Below are 22,060 nucleotides of genomic sequence, written 5' to 3'. Positions count from 1 at the left end.
CATTCCGCCACCGAACCCCCACCGGAGAATCCACGGATGAGACGCGCCAAGATCGTCGCCACGCTGGGCCCCGCGACCTCGAGCTACGAGATGGTGCGATCCATCATCGATGCCGGTGTCGACGTCGCCCGACTGAACCTGAGCCACGGCGACTACCCGGTCCATGAGGCCAACTTCGCCAACGTGCGCAAGGCCGCCGACGACGCGGGACGCGCCGTCGCCGTGCTCGTCGATCTGCAGGGCCCGAAGATCCGGCTCGGCCGCTTCGAAGACGGACCGCACGAGCTCGCCGAGGGCGACATCTTCAAGATCACCATCGAGGACGTGCCCGGCACGAAGGAGATCTGCGGCACCACGTTCAAGGGCCTGCCGCAGGATGTCAAGCCCGGCGACACCCTGCTGATCGACGACGGCAAGGTGCGTGTCGAGGTCGTCGAGACCGACGGAACGGTCGTGACGACCAAGGTCGTCGTCGGCGGCGCCGTCTCGAACAACAAGGGCATCAATCTGCCCGGTGTCGCGGTCAACGTGCCGGCGCTGTCGGAGAAGGACGAGGCGGATCTGCGGTGGGCGCTGCGCATCGGCGCCGACTTCATCGCACTGTCGTTCGTGCGCAGCGCCAAGGACGTGCAGCGCGTCCACGTCATCATGGCCGAGGAAGGCCGCCACATCCCGGTCATCGCGAAGATCGAGAAGCCGCAGGCGGTCGACCACCTCGAGGAGATCATCGACGCGTTCGACGGCATCATGGTCGCCCGCGGCGATCTGGGTGTCGAGCTGCCTCTCGAGGCCGTGCCGATCGTACAGAAGCGCGCCGTCGAGCTGTGTCGCCGCATGGCGAAGCCGGTGATCGTCGCGACCCAGATGCTGGAGTCGATGATCGCCAGTCCCGTCCCGACGCGCGCCGAGACCAGCGACGTCGCCAACGCCGTGCTCGACGGAGCCGATGCGGTCATGCTGTCGGGTGAGACGAGCGTGGGGGAGTACCCCGTGATCGTCGTCCAGACGATGGCGCGCATCATCGAGTCCACCGAGGATCACGGGCTCGATCGCATCGCACCTCTCACCACGAAGCCGCGCACCCAGCCGGGAGCCATCACGCTCGCCGCGAACGAGGTCGCCGACTTCGTCGAGGCCAAGTACCTCTGCATCTTCACCGAGTCCGGCGACACCGCCCGTCGGATGTCGCGACTTCGCCCACGCATCCCGATGATCGGCTTCGCGGCGGCACCGGAGATCCGTCGGCGCATGGCACTGACGTGGGGCGTCCAGTCGACCCTGGTCGAGCACGTGCCCCACACCGACCGCATGTTCATCCAGGTCGACGACTACCTCTTGACGAACGATCTCGCCGAAGACGGCGACAGGGTCGTGGTGATCTCAGGATCGCCCCCCGGCATCGTGGGGTCGACCAACGACATCCGCATCCACAAGGTCGGCGACGCCGTCCTCGGACGCGCACCGATCTACCGCGAGTAGCAGTCGCGGCAACTGCCGCGCACCCAGTACGCTGGTGCCCGTCCGACGGAGAGTGAGGTGCCCGCATGGGCTTGTTCGGTGAATTCCTGTGGATCCTGCTGTGGAGCTTCTATTTCGTGGCCTACGTGTACGTGGTGATCATGGTCATCACGGACCTGTTCCGCGATCACTCGCTCAACGGCTGGTGGAAGGCGCTGTGGATCATCCTGCTGGTGTTCCTGCCGTTCCTGACCGGGCTGATCTACGTGATCGCGCGCGGTCGCGGCATGGCGGAGCGGGCGCAGGTGCGACGCATGGGAGCCCCCGAAGACGACTCGTACCGTCCTTCGGCATCGGCCAGCCCCTCCGAGGACATCGCGCGGGCCAAGGAACTCCTCGACTCCGGCGCCATCACGCAGGGCGAGTTCGAAGCCCTCAAGAGCAAGGCGCTCGGCAACCAGTACTTCGGGGCCTGAACCCGATCAGACGAAGAAGAGCGGATGCCTCCTGCGGGGCATCCGCTCTTCTTCGTGTACCGGTGGTGGGACTCGAACCCACACGCCCTCTCGGGCAGCCGATTTTGAGTCGGCCGCGTCTGCCATTCCGCCACACCGGCCCGTCGCGCGGTCGCGATCGACCATACCGTAGGATTCAATGGTGACTGAGCAGGAACAGAGCACCCAGACCGCACCGCGCCGCGTCGTCGTCGCGGAGGATGAGTCGCTCATCCGCCTCGACATCGTCGAGATCCTCCGAGACAACGGCTTCGACGTCGTCGGCGAGGCGGGCGACGGCGAGACGGCGGTGCAGCTGGCCACCGAACTTCGCCCCGACCTCGTGATCATGGACGTGAAGATGCCGCAGCTCGACGGCATCTCGGCGGCCGAGAAGCTCAGCAAGAACAACATCGCGCCCGTCGTGCTGCTGACGGCGTTCAGCCAGAAGGAACTCGTCGAGCGAGCCAGCGAAGCCGGCGCGCTGGCCTATGTCGTCAAGCCGTTCACACCGAACGACCTGCTCCCGGCGATCGAGATCGCCCTGGCCCGCCACGAGCAGATCATCACCCTCGAGGCCGAGGTCGCCGACATGGTCGAGCGGTTCGAGACGCGCAAGCTCGTCGACCGCGCCAAGGGTCTGCTCAACGAGAAGATGGGTCTGAGCGAGCCGGAGGCCTTCCGCTGGATCCAGAAGGCGTCGATGGACCGGCGCCTCACGATGCAGGACGTCGCCAAGGCGATCATCGAGCAGCTCGCGCCGAAGAAATGAGTCCGAAGGGATCAATGCTGCACAGCAGCCTTGACGCCGAAGGAACCATCGTCGAGTAGCCCGCGCAAGCGGGCGTATCGACGCGGCCGGTGAATGCGAGGAGCGTTCGGCTCAGGCATCCATGACGCGGATGTGGTTCGTGATGCGCACGGTCGAGCACAGGCGGCCCTGATCGTCGGTGATCTCGATCCGATGCACCGTGATCGTGCGCCCGAGATGGATCGGCGTGCACACGCCGGTGACGGTGCCCGACGTGGCCGATCGGGTGTGCGTGGCGTTGATGTCGACCCCGACGGCCAGCCGCCCCGGTCCGGCGTGGAGGTTGGCGGCCATCGACCCGAGAGACTCACCGAGCACGACGTATGCGCCGCCGTGCATGAGGCCCACCGGCTGCGTGTTCCCCTCGACCGGCATCGTCGCGACGCAGCGGTCGACGGAGAACTCGACCCATCGGAAGCCCATCTTCTCCGCGAGGGCGCCGACTCCGCGACGCGCCGCCCATTCCATTGCGTTCACGGCCTGCGCGGCATCGGTCGGCTCTTCTGCCATCGCTCGCTCTCGGTCGGGGGGCTGTCGCCGGCCCCGGCTACGCTTGCAGGGTGACGGACTCCGGAAAGCCTACCCTGCTGGTCGTCGACGGGCACTCGCTCGCCTACCGGGCGTTCTACGCACTTCCTGTCGACAACTTCTCGACGAAGGACGGCCAGCACACGAACGGCATCTACGGATTCCTGGCGATGCTCATCAATCTCATCAAGGCCGAGAAACCGACCCACCTCGCGGTCGCCTTCGACACCTCTCGTCAGTCGTTCCGCACCCGTGAGTACAGCGAGTACAAGGCGAACCGCTCCGAGACGCCGGCCGAGTTCCGCGGGCAGATCCCGCTGCTGCAGGACTGTCTCGCCGCCATGAGCATCACGGTGCTCCAGCAGGAGGACATCGAGGCCGACGACATCCTGGCGACCCTCGCCACGCAGGGCGCGGACCAGGGCTTCGACGTGCTCGTGTGCTCGGGCGACCGCGATACGATCCAGCTCGTCAGCGACGATGTGACGCTGCTGTACCCGAACGTGCAGGGCGTCTCGCAGCTCAAGCGCTACGATCCCGCTGCGGTCGTCGAGAAGTACGGCCTTCCCCCTGCGCAGTATCCCGACATCGCGGCGCTCGTCGGCGAGACCAGCGACAACCTGCCGGGTGTGCCGAAGGTCGGCGAGAAGACCGCCGTGAAGTGGCTCACCCAGTTCGGCAGCCTCGACGCCCTGCTCGATCGCGCGCACGAGATCAAGGGTGTCGTCGGCGGGAACCTGCGCGAGCACCTCGACGACGTGCGTCGGAACCGCTCCCTCAACCGGCTGCTGACTGACGTCGAGCTGCCGGTCGGGCCGGCCGACCTGGCCGTGCAGCCGATCGATGCGCAGGCCGTCCGCGATATCTTCTCGCGCCTCGAGTTCCGCACGCTGCTGCCCCGTGTCTTCGAGGCCGCGGGCGCCGACGAGGCGATGACCGTCGCCGCCGCCCCCGTCGCCGACATGCCGGTTCCCACCGAGCCGGATGCCGCCGCCCTGGCGGAGTGGGTCGCTGCGTCCGATGCCGAGGTCGGCGTCGTCGTCGACGTCGTGGGCGGCCTGCCGCACCGTCTCGGCCTGTCCCGCAGCGACGAAGCGGTCGAGATCACCTGGAGCGACGAGGTCGCCGCCACTCTGCGCGGCTGGCTCGAAGGGCCTGCACCCAAGCTGCTGTGCGACGCCAAGCCCCAGGTCAAGGCGCTGCGCCGAGCAGGCGTGCGATTGGACGGCATCGCGTTCGACGTGATCCTCGCCGGATGGCTGCTGCGGCCGAGCTTCGCCGACAAGTCGCTGGCCGACCTGGTCGACCGCTACCTCGACGAGAAGCTGCCTGAGTCCGACCCGTCGCAGCTGGTCCCCGAGACCGATGGCGCCACCCCGGGACAGCGCGCCTGGTACGTCCGGCGGGTGACCGAGGCGCTGCGCGCCGCGCTCGCGCCGCGGGTCACCGACATCCTCATCGACGTCGAGCTGCCCACGCTGCAGACCCTCGCCGACATGGAACTCGCGGGCGTCGCCGTCTCGCACGAGGCCCTCTCGACCTTCTCGGCCGAACTGGGTGAGCGCGCCGACGCGATCGCGCAGCGGGCCTACGCGACGATCGGCCACGAGGTGAACCTCGGTTCGCCCAAGCAGCTGCAAGAGGTGCTGTTCGAAGAACTGGCCCTTCCGAAGACGCGCAAGACCAAGACCGGGTACTCGACCGATGCGGCGGTTCTCGCCGATCTGCAGGAGACTGCACCGCATCCGTTCCTCGACCTTCTGCTCCAGCACCGCGAGGCCACGAAGCTGCGACAGATCATCGAGTCGCTCGACTCCGCGATCGGTGAGGACGGACGCATCCGTACGACCTACGTGCAGACCGGCAGTCAGACCGGGCGCCTGTCTTCGACCGACCCGAACCTGCAGAACATCCCGGTGCGCACCGATGAGAGTCGTCGCATCCGCTCGGCGTTCGTCGTCGGTGACGGGTACGAAACGCTCCTGACCGCCGACTATTCGCAGATCGAGATGCGCATCATGGCGCACCTGTCCGAAGACCCGGGCCTTATCGAGGCGTTCAACTCCGGTGAGGACCTGCACCGGTTCGTCGGAGCACGCGTCTTCGCGGTCGATCCCGCGGACGTATCGCCGATCATGCGCACCAAGGTCAAGGCGATGTCCTACGGTCTCGTCTATGGCCTGTCGGCGTTCGGGCTGTCCAAGCAGCTGCGCATCGAGCAATCCGAGGCGAAAGAGCTCATGCTCGAGTACTTCGCCCGCTTCGGCGCGGTGCGCGACTACCTGCGCTCCTCGGTCGAGCAGGCGCGCATCGACGGGTACACCGAGACGATCTTCGGTCGCCGCCGGCCGTTCCCCGACCTGTCGAGCCCCAACCGCGTGCTGCGCGAGAACGCCGAGCGCGCTGCGCTGAACGCCCCCATCCAGGGGAGCGCGGCCGACATCATGAAGATCGCGCTGTTCCGCATCCATGATGAGTTCACCGCGCGCGGACTCGCGTCACGCGTGCTGCTGCAGATCCACGACGAACTGGTCGTCGAGGTCGCGCCCGGCGAATGGGACGAGGCCGAGTCGATCGTGCGCACACGCATGGGCGGGGCCGCCGACCTGTCGGTGCCGCTCGACGTGCAGATCGGCCGCGGCGCCGACTGGAACGAGGCCGCGCACTGACGCTTGGCGGCGTCCGCGGCGCTGTCTAGGCTCGATGCCATGACAGATCCCACCCGTACCCCGACGCCGGTCGACACGATCGCCGACGCGTGGGTCGACACCATCGCCGCCCTCGTGCCCGAGCTGGGCACGTACATCGGCCGACCCGATCCCGACGGCCGCCTCGCCGACTACTCTCCCGTCGGCCACGATGAGGTGGCCGGCGCAGCACGCAGCACCCTGGCCGCGCTGGCCGAGGCGCAGCCCGTCGACGACATCGACATCGTCACCAAGGACGACCTCACCCGCGAGCTCGAGCTCACGCTCGAACTGCATGATGCGCGCTGGCACCTGCGCGACCTCAACGTGATCGCGTCGCCCGCGCAGGACATCCGCGCCGTCTTCGACCTGATGCCGACCGCGTCGGCCGACGATTGGTCGATCGTCGCCAAGCGACTCGAGGCGATTCCCGGGGCGGTGTCGGGTTACATCGAGACCCTCCGCACCGGCATCGCAGAAGGCGTGGTTCCGGCGCGACGCCAGGTCGTCGAGGTCGTCACCCAGATCGGCCGCTACACCGGCGACAACGGCTTCTTCGCCACGTTCGCCGGCGATGCGGCCCCCGAGGAGGGGCAGCTGCCGGCCTCGCTGGCACGCGAGCTCTCCGACAGCGCCAACGCGGCGCGCGTCGCCTACGACGAGCTGGCGGCGTTCCTGGGCTCCGAACTCGCGCCGGCGGCGTCCGATGTCGACGCCGTGGGCCGCGAGCTGTACGCACTGCACTCGCGGCGCTTCCTCGGCGCCGCGATCGACCTCGACGAGACGTACGAATGGGGCATCGAGGAGCTCGCACGGATGGTCGCCGAGCAGGAGGCGATCGCCGACGAGATCCTCCCGGGTGCCACGGTCGCCGAGGCCGTCGCCCACCTCGAACAGGACCAGTCCCGCAAGCTGCGCGGCACCGACGCCCTGCAGCGCTGGATGCAGGAGACGAGCGACCGCGCCGTCGAGGAGCTGGGCCGCACCCACTTCGACATCGCCGAGCCGATCCGCACGCTCGAGTGCCGGATCGCCCCGACCCAGGAAGGCGGCATCTACTACACCGGTCCGACCGACGACTTCTCGCGTCCCGGCCGCATGTGGTGGTCGGTCCCCGAGGGCGTCACCGAGTTCGACACGTGGCGCGAGCTCACGACGGTCTATCACGAGGGCGTCCCCGGGCACCATCTGCAGATCGCGCAAGCGGTGTACAACCGTGCCCAGCTGAACTCGTGGCGCCGTCTGCTCGCTGGAACGTCGGGGCACGCCGAGGGCTGGGCCCTCTACGCCGAACGGCTCATGGAGCAGCTCGGCTATCTGGACGATCCCGCAGACCGGCTGGGGATGCTCGACGGACAGCGGATGCGCGCGGCGCGTGTCGTGCTCGACCTCGGTGTGCACCTCGGCAAACCACGGCCCGACGGATCGGGCGACTGGGACGCGGACTACGCGCTCGACTTCATGCGGGGGAACGTGAACATGCCCGACGAGTTCATCCGCTTCGAGGTGAACCGCTACCTGGGTTGGCCGGGTCAGGCGCCGTCGTACAAGGTCGGTCAGCGCATCTGGGAAGAGCTGCGCGACGAGCTGCGCGATCGCGAAGGCGACGCGTTCTCGATCAAGGACTTCCACAAGAGGGCACTCGACGTCGGCAGCGTCGGTCTCGACACGCTGCGCAGCGCCCTGACTCGCTGATCTGTCACGAGGAAGCGGGGTCGTCGTCCAGCGCAGCGGCGACCTCGGCATCCGTCGTCTGCCGGAAGTCCCGATAGAACGGACCGACGGCCCAGAACGGGTGCTCACGGTGCGGACAGACGTACGCGTCGACGGTTCCGACCTCGGGCTCCCACCGCGCCGGCGCGACCGGAACGGCGAGCACCACGGATGCCGCCCCCCGCGCCCGCAGCGAGCGGCACGCAGCCGTCGCGGTGGAGCCGGTGGCGATGCCGTCGTCGATGACGATCGCGGTGACCTCCGCGAGGTTGTCCGCGACCGAGGCTCCGAACAGTCCGCGCCGCCGCGCCAACTCCGCACGTTCCCGGGCTTCGACCTCGGCCACCTCGGTGGAGGTGATGCGGGTGCGTGCCACGGCGTCGGCATCGAGAACGCGCACCGAGTCGGCGATCGCGCCGATCGCGTACTCCTCGTTCCCCGGCGAGCCGAGCTTGCGGACCACGGCCGCCCGCAGGGGAGCACCGAGGTGCCGGGCGACGGGCGCGGCGACCACGACTCCGCCGCGCGCGATGCCGAAGACGACGGCGCCCGGCGACGCCCACGGCTCGAGCAGGGGCGCGAGCTGCCGACCGGCCTCGACGCGATCCGCGAAGATGGCCATGATCTTCACGGTACGCCGCGACGCCGTCGGCGGGAATGGATGTCGGCGATCCTCGGTTTCATTCACCCGAATAGAAAGCAGCGACATGGCAGACACCCCTCCGGTCGAACTCGGCCTCGACACGTTCGGCGACATCACCCTGGACGAGCACGGCTCGCGCGTCAGCGGCGCCCAGACCATTCGCGATGTCGTCGATCAAGCGGTGCTCGCCGACGGGGTCGGACTGGCGTTCTTCGGGGTCGGGGAGCACCACCGCCGGGAGTTCGCCGTGTCGAGCCCCGAGATCGTGCTCGCCGCAGCCGCCGCACGCACCGAGCGCATCCACCTCGGCACGGCGGTCACCGTGCTCTCCAGTGACGACCCGGTGCGCGTGTTCGAGCGGTTCTCCACCCTGGACGCGGTCTCCGACGGCCGCGCCGAGGTCATCCTCGGACGTGGATCGTTCATCGAGTCCTTCCCGCTGTTCGGCTACGACCTGCGCGACTACGAGGTCCTGTTCGACGAGAAGCTCGAGCTCTTCTCGCGTCTGCTCGCAGAGGAGCCGGTCACGTGGGAGGGCACGATGCGTCCGGCCCTGCACGAGGCGGACGTGTTCCCCAAGACCGAGCGCGGCCTCACCACGTGGGTCGGTGTCGGCGGATCCCCGGAGTCGGTCGTGCGCACGGCGCGGTACGGATTCGGGTTGATGCTCGCCGTCATCGGCGGACCGGCTGCCCGTTTCCGCCCGTTCGTCGACCTCTATCGACGCTCGCTCGAGACGTTCGAGCACACGATGCGGCCGATCGGCGTGCACTCGCCGGGTCACGTGGCACCGACTGACGAGCAGGCCTGGGAGGAGGCGTATCCGGGCTTCCAGGCGATGAACGACACGATCGGACGTGAGCGCGGATGGCCTGCGTACAGCCGCCTTCGGTTCCAGCACGATCTCGGCCCGGAGGGCGCCCTGTACGTCGGCTCGCCCGAGACCGTCGCCCGTAAGATCGCCGAGACGGTGAGGACCCTCGACGTCGACCGCTTCGACATGAAGTTCTCGACAGGAACCCTCGGCCACCCGGCCCTGATGCGGTCGATCGAGCTCTATGGCACGCATGTCGCACCGCTCGTGCACGACATGCTCTCCTGAGAGCGACCACGGCGGGCGCGGCATCCGTACGATGTCGCTCATGACGGATGCCCGCACCGACGACGCGACCCTCTCCGGGCGAATGGATCGCCTGCCCTTCACGCGGATGCACCTGCGCGTGCTCACCGGGTCGGGGATCGGCTGGGCGCTGGACGCGATGGACGTCGGACTCATCTCGTTCGTGATCGCGGCGCTGGCCGTGCAGTGGGAGCTGAGCCCGACCGAGACGTCGTGGATCGCGTCGATGGGATTCGTCGGAATGGCGGTCGGTGCGACCCTCGGCGGACTGCTGGCCGATCGATTCGGTCGCCGTCAGGTCTTCGCGATCACTCTGCTGGTGTACGGCATCGCGACCGGGGCCAGCGCGCTCGTCGGCGGTGTCGCACTGCTCATCGCGCTGCGCTTCTTCGTCGGGCTGGGCCTCGGTGCGGAACTGCCCGTCGCTTCGACCTACGTGAGCGAGTTCGCGCCGGCGCGGATGCGCGGTCGCCTCATCGTCATCCTCGAGGCGTTCTGGGCCGTCGGATGGACCGCCGCCGCCCTGATCGGCTTCCTCGTGATCCCCGGAAGCGACGACGGATGGCGGTGGGCGTTCGCGATCGGCGCGCTGCCTGCGCTGTACGCGCTCGCGGTGCGCTGGGGCCTGCCCGAGTCGCCTCGCTGGCTCGAGCGGCAGGGAAGGGTCGACGAGGCCGACCGCGTGGTCTCGTCCTTCGAATCGAGTGCCTCGATGACGACGCAGGCACGCCGGCGGCTGACCACCGGGCCGATCATGATCCCTCCGGCGGCGACCACCGTGAGCCAGCGGCTTCGCACACTGTGGTCGGGCGAGTTCCGGCTGCGCACCGCGTCGCTCTGGCTCGTGTGGTTCTGCGTCAACTTCGCGTACTACGGCGCGTTCATCTGGATCCCGTCGATCCTCGTGGCGCAGGGCTACGACCTCGTGCGGTCGTTCGGCTTCACCGTCATCATCACGCTCGCCCAGCTGCCGGGCTATGCCGCCGCCGCCTGGCTCATCGAGGTGTGGGGGAGACGCACCACCCTCTCGGTGTTCCTCGTGGGCTCGGCGCTGTCGGCCATCGTGTTCGGCACCGCGAGCACCGAGGCGCTCATCATCGGGGCGGGGATGGCGCTCTCGTTCTTCAACCTCGGCGCATGGGGAGCGCTGTATGCGGTGACACCCGAGATGTACCCGACGTCCCTGCGCGCGACCGGCTCGGGATGGGCCGCCGGCGTCGGACGCATCGCGTCGATCCTGGCGCCGCTCGCCGTGCCTGGATTGCTGCTCGCCGGCGGCACGCCCCTGCTCTTCGTCGTATTCGCGGTCTTCTTCGGTGTGGCCGCGGTCGCCGCGTGGGGCCTGGCCGACCGTCGTGGTGCCAGTCTGGATGCCCGCTGACACGCCCATAGGGTGAAGACATGGCAGTGCGTTACGTGGCGATCGGCGATTCGTTCAGCGAGGGCATCGGCGATGAACTGCCCGACGGTCACGTGAGGGGGTGGGCCGATCTCGTCGCACAGGGGTGGGCGAACGGACTCGGCGAGACCGTCGAGTACGCGAACTTCGCGATACGCGGCAAGCTCGTCCGCCCGATCGTCGATGAGCAGCTCGAGCCCGCCCTCGCCCTGAAGCCGACCCATCTGTCCTTCAACGGCGGCGGGAACGACATGCTGCGGCCTCGGACGAGCATCGCGCACATCGTCAGCGCGTTCGAGCAGGTTCTCAGGCGCTGCGACGAGGAGGGCGTGACATTCATCCTGCTCTCGGGCGCGAATCCCTCACCCCAGCTGCCGATGGGGCGGGTGATCCAGCGTCGCGGTGATGACCTCTCGCGCGCGGTGAACGCGGTGGTCGCCGATCGCCCCGATGTGGTGCGCGCGCTGAACTGGCCCGACCGCGAGCTCTCGACGCCGCCCTACTGGTCGGAGGACCGCCTGCACATGAACTCGCGCGGACACCACCGCGTGGCCGCGCGCGTGCTCACGGCGCTCGGGGTCGAACCGCCCACAGCGTGGTGGTCGCTGCCGGAGTTGCCGACCGTGGCCGTGGGTGCTCGCGCCTACTACCGGGATCACCTCGGACCCTGGGTGCGACGACGACTGACCGGCACCTCATCGGGCGACGGTCGGGAGCCCAAGTTCGCGACGTGGACCTCGGTGGCGCCTCAGGCGCCCGGCGCCGACACGCGATAGGTCAGCTCGGCGAACGCGCCCGCACGTTTCGCGTCGGTGAGTTCCAGCCGGTCCGCGCCGAACCGTCGGGGGAGGAGAGGCTTGCCCGACCCGAGCGTCGCCGGTGCCACCGACACGCGGATCTCGTCGAGCAGGCCCGCGTCGGCGAACTGCCCGGCGAGGTCGCCGCCGCCGACGACCCACACGTCGCGATCCCCAGCCGCTTCCCGGATCTCGGGCCAATGTGATGCCACGTCGCCGTCGGCGAATCTGATGTCGGCACCGGGCACGCTCGGGAGCCTGCGCGACGTGAACACCCACGTCGGTCGCGCGCCGTAGTACTCCGGCCACTTCTCGGGGTGCGCGACGAGGTCCTCATGGTCGAGCACCCACTGGTATGTGGACGACCCCTGGACGAGCACGCCGATGCCGTCGAGGAAGGCGGCGAAGTCATCACCGCCTCCCTCGCCGCCGGGCACCGAGAAGAGCCACTCCAGCGAGTGCTCGTCGTCGGCGAGGAAGCCGTCGAGGGTGGTGGCGGTGTAGAAGATCACGCGGGGCATGCACACACGCTAGCCAAGGCCTCCGACAGCCGGTCAGGGTGCGCCGGCGCGGCTGCTCATCGGCGGCGCATCGGGCGCATCCGCACGCCGAGCTCCTGCCGGCTGCCGGGCACGAGCCAGAGGAGCCGCACGAGCAAGACGACCGCGACAGCGGCCACCCAGACCGTGTCGCTGCCGGTCCACTGCTGCAGCGGCATCGCGGCGAGCGGCAGGAGCGCGCTCGCCGAGACCAGCACCCAGAACGCCAGGTCCCGCGAGTAGCGCCCCGAGATCGAGAACGGCGAGACCTCGTACAGGATGATCAGCACGGTCACCGCCAGTGAGGTGATCAACGACAGCCAGAGGCTCTCGGACACATTCGCGAAGACGGCCGGAAGAACGAGGACCAGCGGGTAAACGCCGCCGAACTCCAGCAGGAGGTTGCCCCACTTCATGTAGCCGGCGAACTGATCGTCCTGCAGCCGGGAGAGCGAACCCGACGCGTTCGCATACACCTGCGCAGCCCCAAGGGTGAGGATCGTCGCCACGAGCGTCAGGATCCGGAGCGCGTCCGAGAAGGCATCGACGGCGAAGGAGAAACCCAGGAGGAACGTCAGCGCCGCCAGCACCGCGCCCGCCTCCCCGGTGCTCACCGACACCTCGTCCGCCCGGAGTCCCGCGCGGTCCTCGGCTTCGATCCGGGACACCTCCACGAAGGTGCCCTGGAAGCTGCGCACCACCGACGTCAGCTGCGTCTCGGCATCGGCGAGGAGGTCGAGCAGGTGGTCGACCGCCACGGCCGGAACGAGCGAGCGGTCATCGGGGTCGGCGACCCGCTGGCGGCTCTTCAGCTGGAAGTACACGCGATGCTTGTCGGGGCCGAAGTAGTCCCGGATGCCGCGGGTACCGACGAATCCGTTGCGTGTCAGCAGGTCGATCATGGCCACGTTCTGCGGGCTCGTGACCGTCGTCGCCGACGGACGCGGAGTGGTGTCCGCGACCTCGTCGCGGAAGCGCCGCACGAGCGCGCCGCCGATGCCCGAGCCTTGATGCTCGGGCCTGACGGCCAGCGCGGCGAGATAGATGTGGTCGGGATTGAGCAGTTCGGTCTGCATGAACCCGACCACCGAGCCGTCGCGGACAGCGACCGTGATCTGACCGGCCGCGAGCGCCCCTTCGAGTTCGCCCTCGTGCGCCGGCTCGACGTCAGCGCGTCCCGCGGGGAAGCACGCCGAATCGATCGCGCGGAGGGCCCCGATGTCGCTGTCGACGGCGGGTCTGAGCACCACCGCATCGGACAATGGCGAATCCGCGAGCGACTCTGACGTCATGGAGAAGAACTTACCGTTGCCCGAGCGCCGGCCGGGGAGGGGCGCCCGCCAGATCCCGGCGTCCCCGTGCTCGAATCCTCAGAGCTCAGCCCGGAAGGGCGCCCAATCCCTGAACGGCGCCCGCGGCCAGGACGATCCCCGCGAGGACGCAGTCCCGCGGAGAGCGCCCTTCTCGGGCGCCGGCGAGGTACCCGGCGGCGAAGGCGTCTCCGGCACCGGTCGAGTCGACGACGTCGGCGACGGGCTCCACGGCCACCTCGGTGCAGGTGCCGCCGACGACGAGCAGCACCGGCGCCGGCCCGCGCTTGACGATGTAGACGGCATCCGACGGGGGCTCCAGTCCCAGCTCGGCGAGGCACCCGTCCTCGTCGGTGTTCGCGAAGACGACATCGGGTACGACGTCGGCCAGGATGCCGGCGAGCACGGGCGCGCCCAGTTCGCGCATCAGAGCGGTGCTCGACAGGTCGATGCTCACCGGCACGCCGGATCGCGCCGCCCATGCGGCCGCCGCGAGCAATGCGCCCCGCGACGATTCCGAGGTGAAACCATACAGCGGCAGGTGCAGCCACGAGGTGCCGTCCAGCCACGACTGCTCGATCGGCTCGAGGTCGGCGGCGGACGCGCGATCGGTGATCATCGTCCGCTCGCCGTCGTCGTCGACGAGGATGACGATCGTGCCGGTGCGCTCGCCGCGCTGCACCCGCGCGTCGACGCCCGCGGACTGCAGCGCCGCGACCAGGCTGTCGCCGGCGGCATCCCGTCCCACCCGGCCGATGAACCGCGCGGGGGAGAGGGGCGCGGCTGCCGCGGCGACGTTGGCCGCGCTGCCGCCGCGGGTGTGGCGGATGACGGCGGGGTTGTCGGTGCCGCGCTCCAGCGCGCCGGGGCGACGGACGATCACGTCGTCGATGAGGTCGCCGATGACGGTGAGCATCAGGCGCGGGCGATCAGCGCTGCGGCGATCTGCGCGCCGAGGTCGACATTGCCCTGGTACACCGCGACGTTGACGTCGAGGCTGCGTCCGGCCGTTTCGCGCTGCACGAAGTCGAGCAGGAACGGCGTCGTGTCGTGTCCGCTCACCCCCGCGCGCTCGGCCTCGGCCAGCGCCCGCGCGAGCACCTCGTCGTGGAGGTCCGGCGGCAGCTGCTCGTCGGCGGAGACCGGGTTGGCCACCAGCAGCGCCGACGCGATGCCGAGCGCGTCGCGCGTCCGCGCCATGCGCGCGATCTCGTCGGGGGAGTCGGCCGCGTACTCGATGTCGTGACCCGAGTCGGCGATGTAGAAGCCGGGGTAGTCGGTCGTTCGGTAGCCCACGACGGCGAGACTGAGCGTCTCGAGGCGCTCGAGGGTGAGGGGGATGTCGAGGATCGACTTCACGCCGGCGCTCACCACGACGATCGGCAGGGCCGCGAGCGAGGGCAGGTCGGCCGACTCGTCGAACGTGTGCGGAGCGTCTCGATGCACGCCGCCGAGCCCGCCGGTCGAGAACACGCGGATGCCCGCAGCATGGGCGAGGTGCGCCGTGGCGGCGACCGTGGTGCCGGCGCTGAGACACTTCACCGCGACGACGGCGAGATCGCGGATGCTCGCCTTCACCGCGGCATCCGACGTCGACAGTCGCTCGATCTCGTCGACGGACAGGCCCACGGTGGGCACCCCCTCGACCACGCCGATCGTCGCCGGCACGACGCCGGCAGCGCGCACGCGTCGATCGGCGTCGAGGGCGACGTCGAGATTGCGGGGGCGGGGGAGTCCGTGCGTGAAGATCGTCGATTCGAGGGCGAGCACCGGCCGTCCGTCGGCGACGGCGTCGCGCACCTCGTCCGAGATCCGGATCGCGTCCATCAGTCCTCCCGCGGTTCAAGCCGCATCAAGACTACGACGGTGGTGGGATGCCTCGGGCCCACGACGCTGAGCACACTGTGCGGTCGCGTGTCAACCCCTGGCACAGAGTGCCCCCGCCCGTGTCATTCTGCTGGGCGGCGCGCACAGCGCCCGGTTCAGGGGAGCGGATGCACCCCGGAAAGGACACCCCGCATGAGCATCGGAGCTGGAATCGTACTGATCGCCATCGGAGCGATCCTCGCGTTCGCCGTGAACGTCGAGACCGAGTTCGTCGACCTCGACATGGTCGGCTACATCCTGATGGGCGCGGGAGTGGTCGTGCTCCTGATCGGCATCGTGCTGCTGGCGCGACGCCGTCAGGTCGACTCGGTGGCCCGCACGACGGACTCCGCCGGCAACGAGCAGGTGACGCACCGCACGACGAGCTCGACCGACGACGCCGCCGGACTCTGACCGGCGAGAGATCATCCAAGGGGCGGAGCCGCGAGGCTCCGCCCCTTCGTCCTGTGGGGAGTGGGAACTGCGCGTCGTCATGATCAGGACTGACATAATGTGCATTATCGGCGACGGCGGTCTTTACCTGACCGCGCCCGGCCTCACTCCGCGTACTGGGCTGCGAATTCGCCAGACGGAGGGATGTTCTCGATCACGTCCACCAGGATCCTCTCGGGTCCCTCGAGGATGAAGTGACGCTGCCCGAACGGCTCGTCGCGCAGCGCCAGCGGACACGTGAGACCGGCGCCGCGAACGAGTCGGTCGTACTCGGCCGTCGCGTCCGGGACCTCAAGATTGAGCAGGACGCCCGCCACACGCGAACCGAAGCCTTCCGGAATCGTCGGATGGTCATGCGCGAGGAATGCCAGCTCGTATGCCGGGTCGCGCGCCAGGCTGACGTACCAGTCGGACAAGAACGTCGCCTCGAACCCGAAGTACGACACGAAGAAATCGGCGGCCCGCCGAGGATCGTGGACCTCGAGCACGGGATAGAAGCTGTTCAGCGTCGCCATGGGACCTCCTTTACGTACGATATGCATGTAACGGAAATATACATACACACTGCACGTAAAGGAAAGCCCATGCCCCGCGCATCCGCCGCCGACGCCGCCCGGACAGCCGCCGCGGTCCTCGATGCCGCCACACGAAGGTTCAGCGATCAGGGGTACCAGGCCGTCTCGATCGACGAGATCGCCCAGGAGGCCGGGGTGACGAGAGGGGCGGTGTACCACCACTTCGGCGACAAGGCTGGCGTGATGCGCGCAGTCGCCGGACGTGCGCACGAACGCATCGCAGCAACCGTCACGCGCCACGCCGAACGCCACGCCGATCCCGCCGCACAGCTGCGAGAAGGATGCCACGTGTTCCTGGACGCCATTACGGAGGGCGCGGTCGCGCGGCTGCTCTTGGTGGAGGCGCCGGCGGCTCTCGGATGGGATACATGGCGCGCGCTCGACGCCGCCGCATCGGCGGCTGAGCTCCGCGCCGTTCTCGAGATCCTCCTCGGTCCGGGTCATTTCACCGACGCGGCGACCCAGTTGCTGTCCGGTGGGATGAACGAAGCCGCGCTCTGGCTGGCGGACCGTCCGGACGACGACTCGGCCCGCATCGCGACGCACAGCGTGCTCGACGCGCTGATCTCGGCCGTCCTCGCGGGACAGGCCGATCACTCGTCCACGGAGATCGTCCCCGGTGCGGGTCCCGGCTCCGACAGGGTCGGTGAGGGGTGAGACGTTGGGTGACACACGCGGACGAGTAAGCGGACGGGCCCCGACGGGCGCTAGACTCGGCACCGCAGTTCCCAGGAAACTCTCAGAAAGGCCTCCCCATGACCACCGAATCCGCTGCGGAAAAGTCCGCGGTCAACGGCATCCGGACGGCGCTCGGCGTCGGCGGCGTGCTCGCCGTCATCGTCGGCATCCTCGTCCTCGTGTGGCCGGGCAAGACGGCGATGGTCGTCACGGCCATCATCGCGATCTACGCGATCGCCGCGGGCCTCGTCTACGCCGGCCTCGGCATCTTCTCGAAGTCCAAGGGCGGCTGGGCGCGCGTCGGCCACATCGTGCTCGGCGTCCTGTTCGTCATCGCGGGCATCATCGCATTCCTCAACCTCGGTGCCGCCACTGCGTGGCTCGCGCTGTTCCTCGGCATCCTCGTGGGAATCATGTGGATCATCGAGGGCATCGTGTCGCTGTCGACGCTCGGTGACGCGTCGTCGAAGGGCTGGACGATCTTCTTCGCGATCGTCAGCATCATCGCCGGTGTGGTGCTGCTGTTCTCGCCGCTGTGGGGCGCCGTCGTCCTCTGGTGGCTGATCGGCATCGCGCTGATCGTGCTCGGTATCATCAACATCGTGCGCGCGTTCACCTTCGGCAAGGGCGCGTAAGCGACTTCGTGACGATGAGGGCCCCCGGGATCGCTCCCGGGGGCCCTCATCATCGTCAGTCGACGGGCAGGTGGCGCCGCCACCAATCGAGGATGACCTCGAACCGCTGCACGCGATGGCGCGGCCGGCCCGACCGGCTCAGCTCGTGGCCCTCCCCCGGAAACACGACCAGTTCGGCCTCGACTCCCGCGCGTTTGAGCGCGCTGTAATAGCGGGTCGCCTGCTCGAGTGGGCAGCGGTGATCCTGCTCGGAGTGCAGCACGAGAGTCGGAGTCCGCACCCGGCCGACGACCGCCATGGGGCTCTGCGCCTGCATCGACTCCGATTCGACGCCGACGTACTCGTCACCGAAGAAGGATCCGATGTCGCTCGTTCCCTGGAACGAGACCGGGTCGAGGAAGCCGCGCTCGACGATCGCGCCCGAGAAGCGGCGCTCGTGTGCGATGATCCATGCCGTCAGGTATCCGCCGTAGGAGCCGCCCATGACGCCGACCCGCGAGGCATCCAGTCGAGTGTCGGATTCCAGCACACCGTCGAGGAAGTCGATCACGTCGTGGAAGTCGACCGTTCCCATCGCGCGCCGGATGCTGCGCCCGTGGGCGCGTCCGTAGCCGGCGGAGCCTCGAGGGTTGCAGTAGGCGACGGCGTAGCCGGCATCGACGAGCACCTGCGTCTCGTCGAACAGGTGTATACCGTATGACGCATACGGGCCGCCGTGGATCTGCAGGATCACGGGGAACGGCCCCTCCCCCTCGGGTGTCGCCACCCAGCCGTGCACAGCGTAGCCATCGCGGCCCGCGACGGTCAGCTCGCGCGGCGCGACGATGCCCGCAGCGGCCGCCGCGCCGCCGAACGCGGTGAGCTGCGTCTGCTGCTCGGACTCGATCAGGAACAGCTCACCGAACGAATCAGGCAGAGCGGCGCTGACGACGATGCGGTCGGCTGCTGCCGCGTGGCCGCCGACCTCGATGTCGCCGCCCATCACCTCGGCGACGCGGCCGCTTCGATCGACACGGAGAAGGTGCACGCGGCCGTGAGCGCGGTTCTGCACGAGCACGTCTTCGCCCAGCGGGGTGAGGTGACTTCCCACCTCGCCCAGGTCCATGGTCTCGGCGTCCGTCAGCCGGCGCGGCTCCCCCGCCTCCAGCAGCCACAGCGCCACGCCGGGTGCGACGAAGTCGATTCCGTCAGGACCGGTCTCGTATCCGAGCATCAGCACGGCGCCGTCGTCGGCGACGGCGATCTCGTACACGCCGATCCCTGCGTCGGCGGTCAGCACATCCCGGCAGCCCGAGCCGTCCGCGCGGACGGCGATGACGCGATCCCTCAGGTCGCGCCTGGACAGCTCGATGTCGTCGGGAACGGTCAGGATCTCGGTGCCGTCGGCGGAGAAGACGACGCCGGCGTGCGACGCCGTACCGTCGGTCAGCTGGCGCGCCGTCGCCGCGACCACCCGATGCTCGGGCTGGGGCTCGCCGTCGGCCAGCGCCACGGGCGCCGGCTCGTAGAAGGGCTCGGCGTCGGTCGGCGGCGCGGCGATCACGAACAGGTGCGCCGGGCGATCCCCGAGGTACCCGAGGCCGTCGGCGTGCCACCGCACGCCGGTGATGCGCCGGGGCGCTTCTGCGGCGGCCTCCAGCCTCTCCACCGTGCCGTACCGCCCGTGCTCCGGCACACGTGCCGTGAACGCGAACTGTTCGCCGTCGGGCGACCAGGCGAACCCGCCGACCCCCGCGGGTGCATCCGTCGCCTGAACCGGCTCCCCTCCCCCGGCATCCACGACGAAGATCTGGCCGCGGCCCTTGGCATCGCCGCGGACGAACGCGACCGCGCGCCCATCGGGCGAGAGCCGCGGAGACGAGTCGGCGATGCCGCGGGTGAGTCGCCGGGGCGTGCCGTCGGGCAGATCGACACGCCACAGCTGGCCCACCGGACGGTTGGCAGTCAGATCGGGGCGCGAGGCCGCGAAGACCGCGAACGATCCGTCCGGCGCGATGTCGGGGCGTCCGACGGAGGTGAGCGTCTCGATGTCGCCCGCGCGCACGTCACTCCCCCGCGAACGAACCGGTGTCGCCGACCAGGCGGGTGTTGTCTTCGGGCACCGGGTCGACGGCGGCACGCGCGACCTCGGCGGCGAATTCCGAGACGTTGTAGAGCTTGCCGGCGGATTCGCGGCGCGAGGCGATGGCCCCGGGATTGGCGCGCTCGAGAAGCGTCGCGGTGATCGTCCCCTCGATCATGTCTCCCGAGACCACCGTGAAGCCGATCCCCCGCTCGGCGAGGGCCGGGATGTACTCGCGGAGGGCGTCCTCACCGGCCCGCTTCGACAGCGCCACCGGCTCGTACTCGGGCATCGTGGGCGTCGTGCGGATGAAGTGGGCCTGGTGACTGGTGACGAACACGACGCGTGCCCCGTCGCCCATCAGCGGCAGCGCGGTCTCGAGGACGTTCACCTGGGCGTCCCGGTTGAGCGTGAGCGCGTAATCCTCGGCCATTCCCGACTCCATGCCGCCCGATGCGTTGAGCACGAGGATGTCGAGCGAACCGAACGTCGCCCGCACTTCGTCGAACATGGCGCCGACGGATGCCGGGTCGGTCAGGTCCGCACCCACCACGAGGGCGCGCACGCCGAGCCCGCGCAGCTGCTCGGCGAGCTTCTCGGCGCGGGGTGCCTTGTTGCGGTAATTGATGACGACGTCGGCCCCCGCTTCGGCGAGGTAGCGCACCGTGTCGGCGCCGATCCCCCGCGACGAACCGGTCACCAGTGCGGTACGGCCCGAGAGGGATCCGGATGCGAGGGGCTGGGTCATGTCGGACTCCTGTAGCTGGCGGTGCGATCCGACCACCCGCCGGACCGGTTCGACCCTACCAATCGGGCGCCGTCGGCCCCACGCGTTGGTAGTCTCGAAGGGGGGACGAGGAGGACGGACGATGTTGCCGGACCTGACGCAGTACATGTGGATTCTGTGGCTCGCGCTGGCGTTCGTCTTCGTGATCGTCGAGCTCGTCACTCTGGAGTTCACCTTCCTCATGCTCGCGGCCGGCAGCCTCATCGGCGGCCTCGGCGTCAACCTCCTCGGCGGACCCTGGTGGCTGCAGATCGCCATGGCGGCGATCCTCTCCGCGCTCCTCCTGTTCACGATCCGCCCGTTGCTGCTGCGGGCACTGCGCTCACGCGATCCAGCGGTCGCGACGAACGTCGACGCCCTCTACGGCATGGGCGGGCGCGTCATCGCGCCGTTCGTCGACGGAGCGGGATCCGTTCGCCTCGAGAACGGCGAGAGCTGGACTGCACGTCTTCCCGACGGTGTGCCCGATGCCGGCTTCGACGTCGGCGTCCGCGTCACCGTCGCCGCCGTCCACGGCGCCACCGTCGAGGTTCAGGCCGCCACTCCCCCGGCAGAAAGGACCCCCGACCATGGTTGACCCCGGAGCCTTCATCGGCCAGATCTTCGTCATCGTGCTGCTGGTCGTCCTGGCGATCTTCGTGATCGTCGTGATCTTCCGCTCGATCCGCATCATCCCGCAGGCGTACGCGGGAATCGTCGAGCGACTCGGGCGCTACCAGCGCACGCTGAGCCCCGGCCTGAACCTTCTCGTTCCGTTCATCGACCGACTGCGGCCACTGGTCGACATGCGCGAGCAGGTCGTGTCCTTCCCGCCGCAGCCCGTGATCACCGAGGACAACCTCGTCGTCTCGATCGACACGGTGGTGTACTTCCAGGTCAACGATGCCCGCGCGGCCACCTATGAGATCGCCAACTACCTGAGCGCCGTCGAGCAGCTCACCACCACGACGCTGCGCAACGTCGTCGGCGGCCTCAACCTCGAGGAGGCGCTGACCAGTCGCGACAACATCAACGGCCAGCTGCGCGTCGTGCTCGACGAGGCGACCGGCAAGTGGGGTCTTCGGGTCTCGCGCGTCGAGCTGAAGGCGATCGACCCGCCGCTGTCGATCCAGGACTCGATGGAGAAGCAGATGCGCGCCGAGCGCGATCGGCGTGCCGCCATCCTCACGGCGGAGGGGTCGAAGCAGTCGCAGATCCTCGAGGCCGAGGGACGACGCCAGGCCGAGATCCTGCGCGCCGAGGGCGACAAGCAGGCCGCGGTGCTGCGCGCCCAGGGCGAATCCGAGGCGATCGAGATGGTCTTCGATGCCATCCACAACGGCGACCCCGACGACAAGCTCCTCGCCTACCAGTACCTGCAGACGCTGCCGAAGATCGCCGAGAGCGCGTCGAGCAAGATGTGGATCATCCCGAGCGAGTTCACCGAAGCCCTCAAGGGCATCGGTGACGCCTTCGGCGGCCGCGCGCCGGCATCGCCCGCGCCGAAATCGCCGAGACCGACGGTC

22 protein-coding genes and 1 tRNA gene are annotated in these 22,060 nt (G+C 69.1%); 13 read left to right on the top strand and 10 right to left on the bottom strand.

Annotated features, from left to right (window positions below; all coding sequences use genetic code 11):
- Positions 1-36: 36 nt before the first annotated feature.
- Positions 37-1,479 (top strand): pyruvate kinase, encoded by a 1,443-nt coding sequence (gene pyk, locus ABD663_RS01875; RefSeq protein WP_344736153.1) that lies wholly within the window; start codon positions 37-39, stop codon positions 1,477-1,479.
- Positions 1,480-1,544: 65 nt separating this feature from the next.
- Positions 1,545-1,934 carry an SHOCT domain-containing protein gene (locus tag ABD663_RS01870; RefSeq protein ID WP_344736152.1) on the top strand — a complete coding sequence of 130 codons (390 nt, stop codon included), beginning with the start codon at positions 1,545-1,547 and terminating at the stop codon, positions 1,932-1,934.
- 57 nt (positions 1,935-1,991) lie between these two features.
- Here the strand turns inward: ABD663_RS01870 and ABD663_RS01865 are convergent.
- A tRNA-Leu gene (locus ABD663_RS01865) sits at positions 1,992-2,074 on the bottom strand.
- A 38-nt stretch (positions 2,075-2,112) separates the two neighbouring features.
- On the opposite strand from ABD663_RS01865, the gene ABD663_RS01860 reads away from it, so the two are divergent.
- Positions 2,113-2,724, top strand: coding sequence for an ANTAR domain-containing response regulator (locus ABD663_RS01860; RefSeq protein ID WP_344736151.1), 612 nt, complete (start codon positions 2,113-2,115; stop codon positions 2,722-2,724).
- Between the two features lie 111 nt (positions 2,725-2,835).
- On the opposite strand, the gene ABD663_RS01855 is transcribed toward ABD663_RS01860, so the two are convergent.
- Positions 2,836-3,273, bottom strand: a complete 438-nt coding sequence (locus tag ABD663_RS01855; protein ID WP_344736150.1) for a PaaI family thioesterase — start codon at positions 3,271-3,273, stop codon at positions 2,836-2,838.
- Positions 3,274-3,323: 50 nt separating this feature from the next.
- On the opposite strand from ABD663_RS01855, the gene polA reads away from it, so the two are divergent.
- On the top strand, positions 3,324-5,960 hold the full coding sequence (polA, locus tag ABD663_RS01850; RefSeq protein ID WP_344736149.1) for a DNA polymerase I: 2,637 nt from the start codon (positions 3,324-3,326) through the stop codon (positions 5,958-5,960).
- A gap of 39 nt (positions 5,961-5,999) precedes the next feature.
- The gene (locus ABD663_RS01845; protein WP_344736148.1) at positions 6,000-7,673 is read left to right on the top strand and encodes a DUF885 domain-containing protein; all 1,674 of its coding nucleotides are present in this window, start codon (positions 6,000-6,002) and stop codon (positions 7,671-7,673) included.
- Between the two features lie 4 nt (positions 7,674-7,677).
- Here ABD663_RS01845 and ABD663_RS01840 read toward each other — a convergent pair whose 3' ends face one another.
- On the bottom strand, positions 7,678-8,313 hold the full coding sequence (locus ABD663_RS01840; RefSeq protein WP_344736146.1) for a phosphoribosyltransferase: 636 nt from the start codon (positions 8,311-8,313) through the stop codon (positions 7,678-7,680).
- A gap of 85 nt (positions 8,314-8,398) precedes the next feature.
- Between ABD663_RS01840 and ABD663_RS01835 the strand changes: the two genes are divergently transcribed.
- The 3 genes from ABD663_RS01835 to ABD663_RS01825 are packed head-to-tail and all read left to right on the top strand — an operon-like array spanning position 8,399 to position 11,629.
- Positions 8,399-9,436, top strand: coding sequence for an LLM class flavin-dependent oxidoreductase (locus tag ABD663_RS01835; protein WP_344736144.1), 1,038 nt, complete (start codon positions 8,399-8,401; stop codon positions 9,434-9,436).
- Positions 9,437-9,476: 40 nt separating this feature from the next.
- The gene (locus tag ABD663_RS01830) at positions 9,477-10,835 is read left to right on the top strand and encodes an MFS transporter (protein WP_344736143.1); all 1,359 of its coding nucleotides are present in this window, start codon (positions 9,477-9,479) and stop codon (positions 10,833-10,835) included.
- 20 nt (positions 10,836-10,855) lie between these two features.
- Positions 10,856-11,629: an SGNH/GDSL hydrolase family protein gene (locus ABD663_RS01825; RefSeq protein WP_344736142.1), complete on the top strand. Its 774-nt coding sequence runs from the start codon at positions 10,856-10,858 to the stop codon at positions 11,627-11,629.
- Here ABD663_RS01825 and ABD663_RS01820 read toward each other — a convergent pair.
- The 4 genes from ABD663_RS01820 to ABD663_RS01805 form a co-directional block, all read right to left on the bottom strand.
- Entirely contained in the window at positions 11,602-12,171 is a 570-nt protein-coding gene (locus ABD663_RS01820) for a dihydrofolate reductase family protein (protein ID WP_344736141.1), read from the bottom strand. The genes ABD663_RS01825 and ABD663_RS01820 overlap by 28 nt on opposite strands.
- Before the next feature lie 56 nt (positions 12,172-12,227).
- Positions 12,228-13,436, bottom strand: coding sequence for a GNAT family N-acetyltransferase (locus ABD663_RS01815; RefSeq protein ID WP_344736140.1), 1,209 nt, complete (start codon positions 13,434-13,436; stop codon positions 12,228-12,230).
- 130 nt (positions 13,437-13,566) lie between these two features.
- On the bottom strand, positions 13,567-14,415 hold the full coding sequence (locus ABD663_RS01810; protein WP_344736139.1) for a carbohydrate kinase family protein: 849 nt from the start codon (positions 14,413-14,415) through the stop codon (positions 13,567-13,569).
- Entirely contained in the window at positions 14,415-15,326 is a 912-nt protein-coding gene (locus tag ABD663_RS01805) for a pseudouridine-5'-phosphate glycosidase (RefSeq protein ID WP_344736138.1), read from the bottom strand. Before ABD663_RS01805 ends, ABD663_RS01810 begins: the two co-directional genes overlap by 1 nt.
- Before the next feature lie 192 nt (positions 15,327-15,518).
- Here ABD663_RS01805 and ABD663_RS01800 point away from each other — a divergent pair, with 192 nt between their 5' ends.
- Positions 15,519-15,779, top strand: a complete 261-nt coding sequence (locus ABD663_RS01800) for a DUF6458 family protein (protein WP_344736137.1) — start codon at positions 15,519-15,521, stop codon at positions 15,777-15,779.
- Between the two features lie 143 nt (positions 15,780-15,922).
- Here ABD663_RS01800 and ABD663_RS01795 read toward each other — a convergent pair whose 3' ends face one another.
- Positions 15,923-16,333, bottom strand: coding sequence for a VOC family protein (locus tag ABD663_RS01795; protein ID WP_344736136.1), 411 nt, complete (start codon positions 16,331-16,333; stop codon positions 15,923-15,925).
- Positions 16,334-16,402: 69 nt separating this feature from the next.
- Between ABD663_RS01795 and ABD663_RS01790 the strand changes: the two genes are divergently transcribed.
- Together ABD663_RS01790 and ABD663_RS01785 are read left to right on the top strand one after the other, a co-directional pair.
- Complete coding sequence (locus tag ABD663_RS01790) at positions 16,403-17,050, top strand: TetR/AcrR family transcriptional regulator (protein ID WP_344736135.1); 648 nt, start codon at positions 16,403-16,405, stop codon at positions 17,048-17,050.
- Positions 17,051-17,148: 98 nt separating this feature from the next.
- Positions 17,149-17,706: an HdeD family acid-resistance protein gene (locus ABD663_RS01785; RefSeq protein WP_344736134.1), complete on the top strand. Its 558-nt coding sequence runs from the start codon at positions 17,149-17,151 to the stop codon at positions 17,704-17,706.
- Between the two features lie 55 nt (positions 17,707-17,761).
- Here ABD663_RS01785 and ABD663_RS01780 read toward each other — a convergent pair whose 3' ends face one another.
- Together ABD663_RS01780 and ABD663_RS01775 are read right to left on the bottom strand one after the other, a co-directional pair.
- A complete protein-coding gene (locus tag ABD663_RS01780; RefSeq protein ID WP_344736132.1) occupies positions 17,762-19,750 on the bottom strand; it encodes a S9 family peptidase in 1,989 nt (662 codons plus the stop codon).
- A gap of 1 nt (position 19,751) precedes the next feature.
- A complete protein-coding gene (locus ABD663_RS01775; protein ID WP_344736131.1) occupies positions 19,752-20,516 on the bottom strand; it encodes an SDR family oxidoreductase in 765 nt (254 codons plus the stop codon).
- A gap of 121 nt (positions 20,517-20,637) precedes the next feature.
- Here ABD663_RS01775 and ABD663_RS01770 point away from each other — a divergent pair, with 121 nt between their 5' ends.
- Together ABD663_RS01770 and ABD663_RS01765 are read left to right on the top strand one after the other, a co-directional pair.
- Entirely contained in the window at positions 20,638-21,132 is a 495-nt protein-coding gene (locus ABD663_RS01770) for an NfeD family protein (RefSeq protein ID WP_344736129.1), read from the top strand.
- Positions 21,125-22,060: SPFH domain-containing protein (locus ABD663_RS01765; RefSeq protein ID WP_344736128.1), on the top strand; the 936-nt coding region annotated here is incomplete at its 3' end. The genes ABD663_RS01770 and ABD663_RS01765, both read left to right, overlap by 8 nt.

Source organism: Microbacterium awajiense (assembly GCF_039536545.1).
Taxonomy (GTDB): domain Bacteria; phylum Actinomycetota; class Actinomycetes; order Actinomycetales; family Microbacteriaceae; genus Microbacterium; species Microbacterium awajiense.
Note: the sequence above shows the minus strand (reverse complement) of the source record. Positions and strands in the feature narration are given on the sequence as shown.

Bases quoted from the DNA above. Each gene is read 5' to 3' on its own strand.
- ABD663_RS01860 (WP_344736151.1), top strand. From the start codon at position 2,113: ATGGTGACTGAGCAGGAACAGAGCACCCAGACCGCACCGCGCCGCGTC.
- ABD663_RS01825 (WP_344736142.1), top strand. From the start codon at position 10,856: ATGGCAGTGCGTTACGTGGCGATCGGCGATTCGTTCAGCGAGGGCATC.
- ABD663_RS01800 (WP_344736137.1), top strand. From the start codon at position 15,519: ATGAGCATCGGAGCTGGAATCGTACTGATCGCCATCGGAGCGATCCTC.
- ABD663_RS01775 (WP_344736131.1), bottom strand. From the start codon at position 20,516: ATGACCCAGCCCCTCGCATCCGGATCCCTCTCGGGCCGTACCGCACTG.
- ABD663_RS01810 (WP_344736139.1), bottom strand. From the start codon at position 14,415: ATGCTCACCGTCATCGGCGACCTCATCGACGACGTGATCGTCCGTCGC.
- ABD663_RS01790 (WP_344736135.1), top strand. From the start codon at position 16,403: ATGCCCCGCGCATCCGCCGCCGACGCCGCCCGGACAGCCGCCGCGGTC.
- ABD663_RS01770 (WP_344736129.1), top strand. From the start codon at position 20,638: ATGTTGCCGGACCTGACGCAGTACATGTGGATTCTGTGGCTCGCGCTG.
- ABD663_RS01870 (WP_344736152.1), top strand. From the start codon at position 1,545: ATGGGCTTGTTCGGTGAATTCCTGTGGATCCTGCTGTGGAGCTTCTAT.
- ABD663_RS01805 (WP_344736138.1), bottom strand. From the start codon at position 15,326: ATGGACGCGATCCGGATCTCGGACGAGGTGCGCGACGCCGTCGCCGAC.
- ABD663_RS01830 (WP_344736143.1), top strand. From the start codon at position 9,477: ATGACGGATGCCCGCACCGACGACGCGACCCTCTCCGGGCGAATGGAT.
- ABD663_RS01835 (WP_344736144.1), top strand. From the start codon at position 8,399: ATGGCAGACACCCCTCCGGTCGAACTCGGCCTCGACACGTTCGGCGAC.
- ABD663_RS01795 (WP_344736136.1), bottom strand. From the start codon at position 16,333: ATGGCGACGCTGAACAGCTTCTATCCCGTGCTCGAGGTCCACGATCCT.
- ABD663_RS01855 (WP_344736150.1), bottom strand. From the start codon at position 3,273: ATGGCAGAAGAGCCGACCGATGCCGCGCAGGCCGTGAACGCAATGGAA.
- pyk (WP_344736153.1), top strand. From the start codon at position 37: ATGAGACGCGCCAAGATCGTCGCCACGCTGGGCCCCGCGACCTCGAGC.
- ABD663_RS01845 (WP_344736148.1), top strand. From the start codon at position 6,000: ATGACAGATCCCACCCGTACCCCGACGCCGGTCGACACGATCGCCGAC.
- ABD663_RS01785 (WP_344736134.1), top strand. From the start codon at position 17,149: ATGACCACCGAATCCGCTGCGGAAAAGTCCGCGGTCAACGGCATCCGG.
- ABD663_RS01820 (WP_344736141.1), bottom strand. From the start codon at position 12,171: ATGCCCCGCGTGATCTTCTACACCGCCACCACCCTCGACGGCTTCCTC.
- ABD663_RS01840 (WP_344736146.1), bottom strand. From the start codon at position 8,313: ATGGCCATCTTCGCGGATCGCGTCGAGGCCGGTCGGCAGCTCGCGCCC.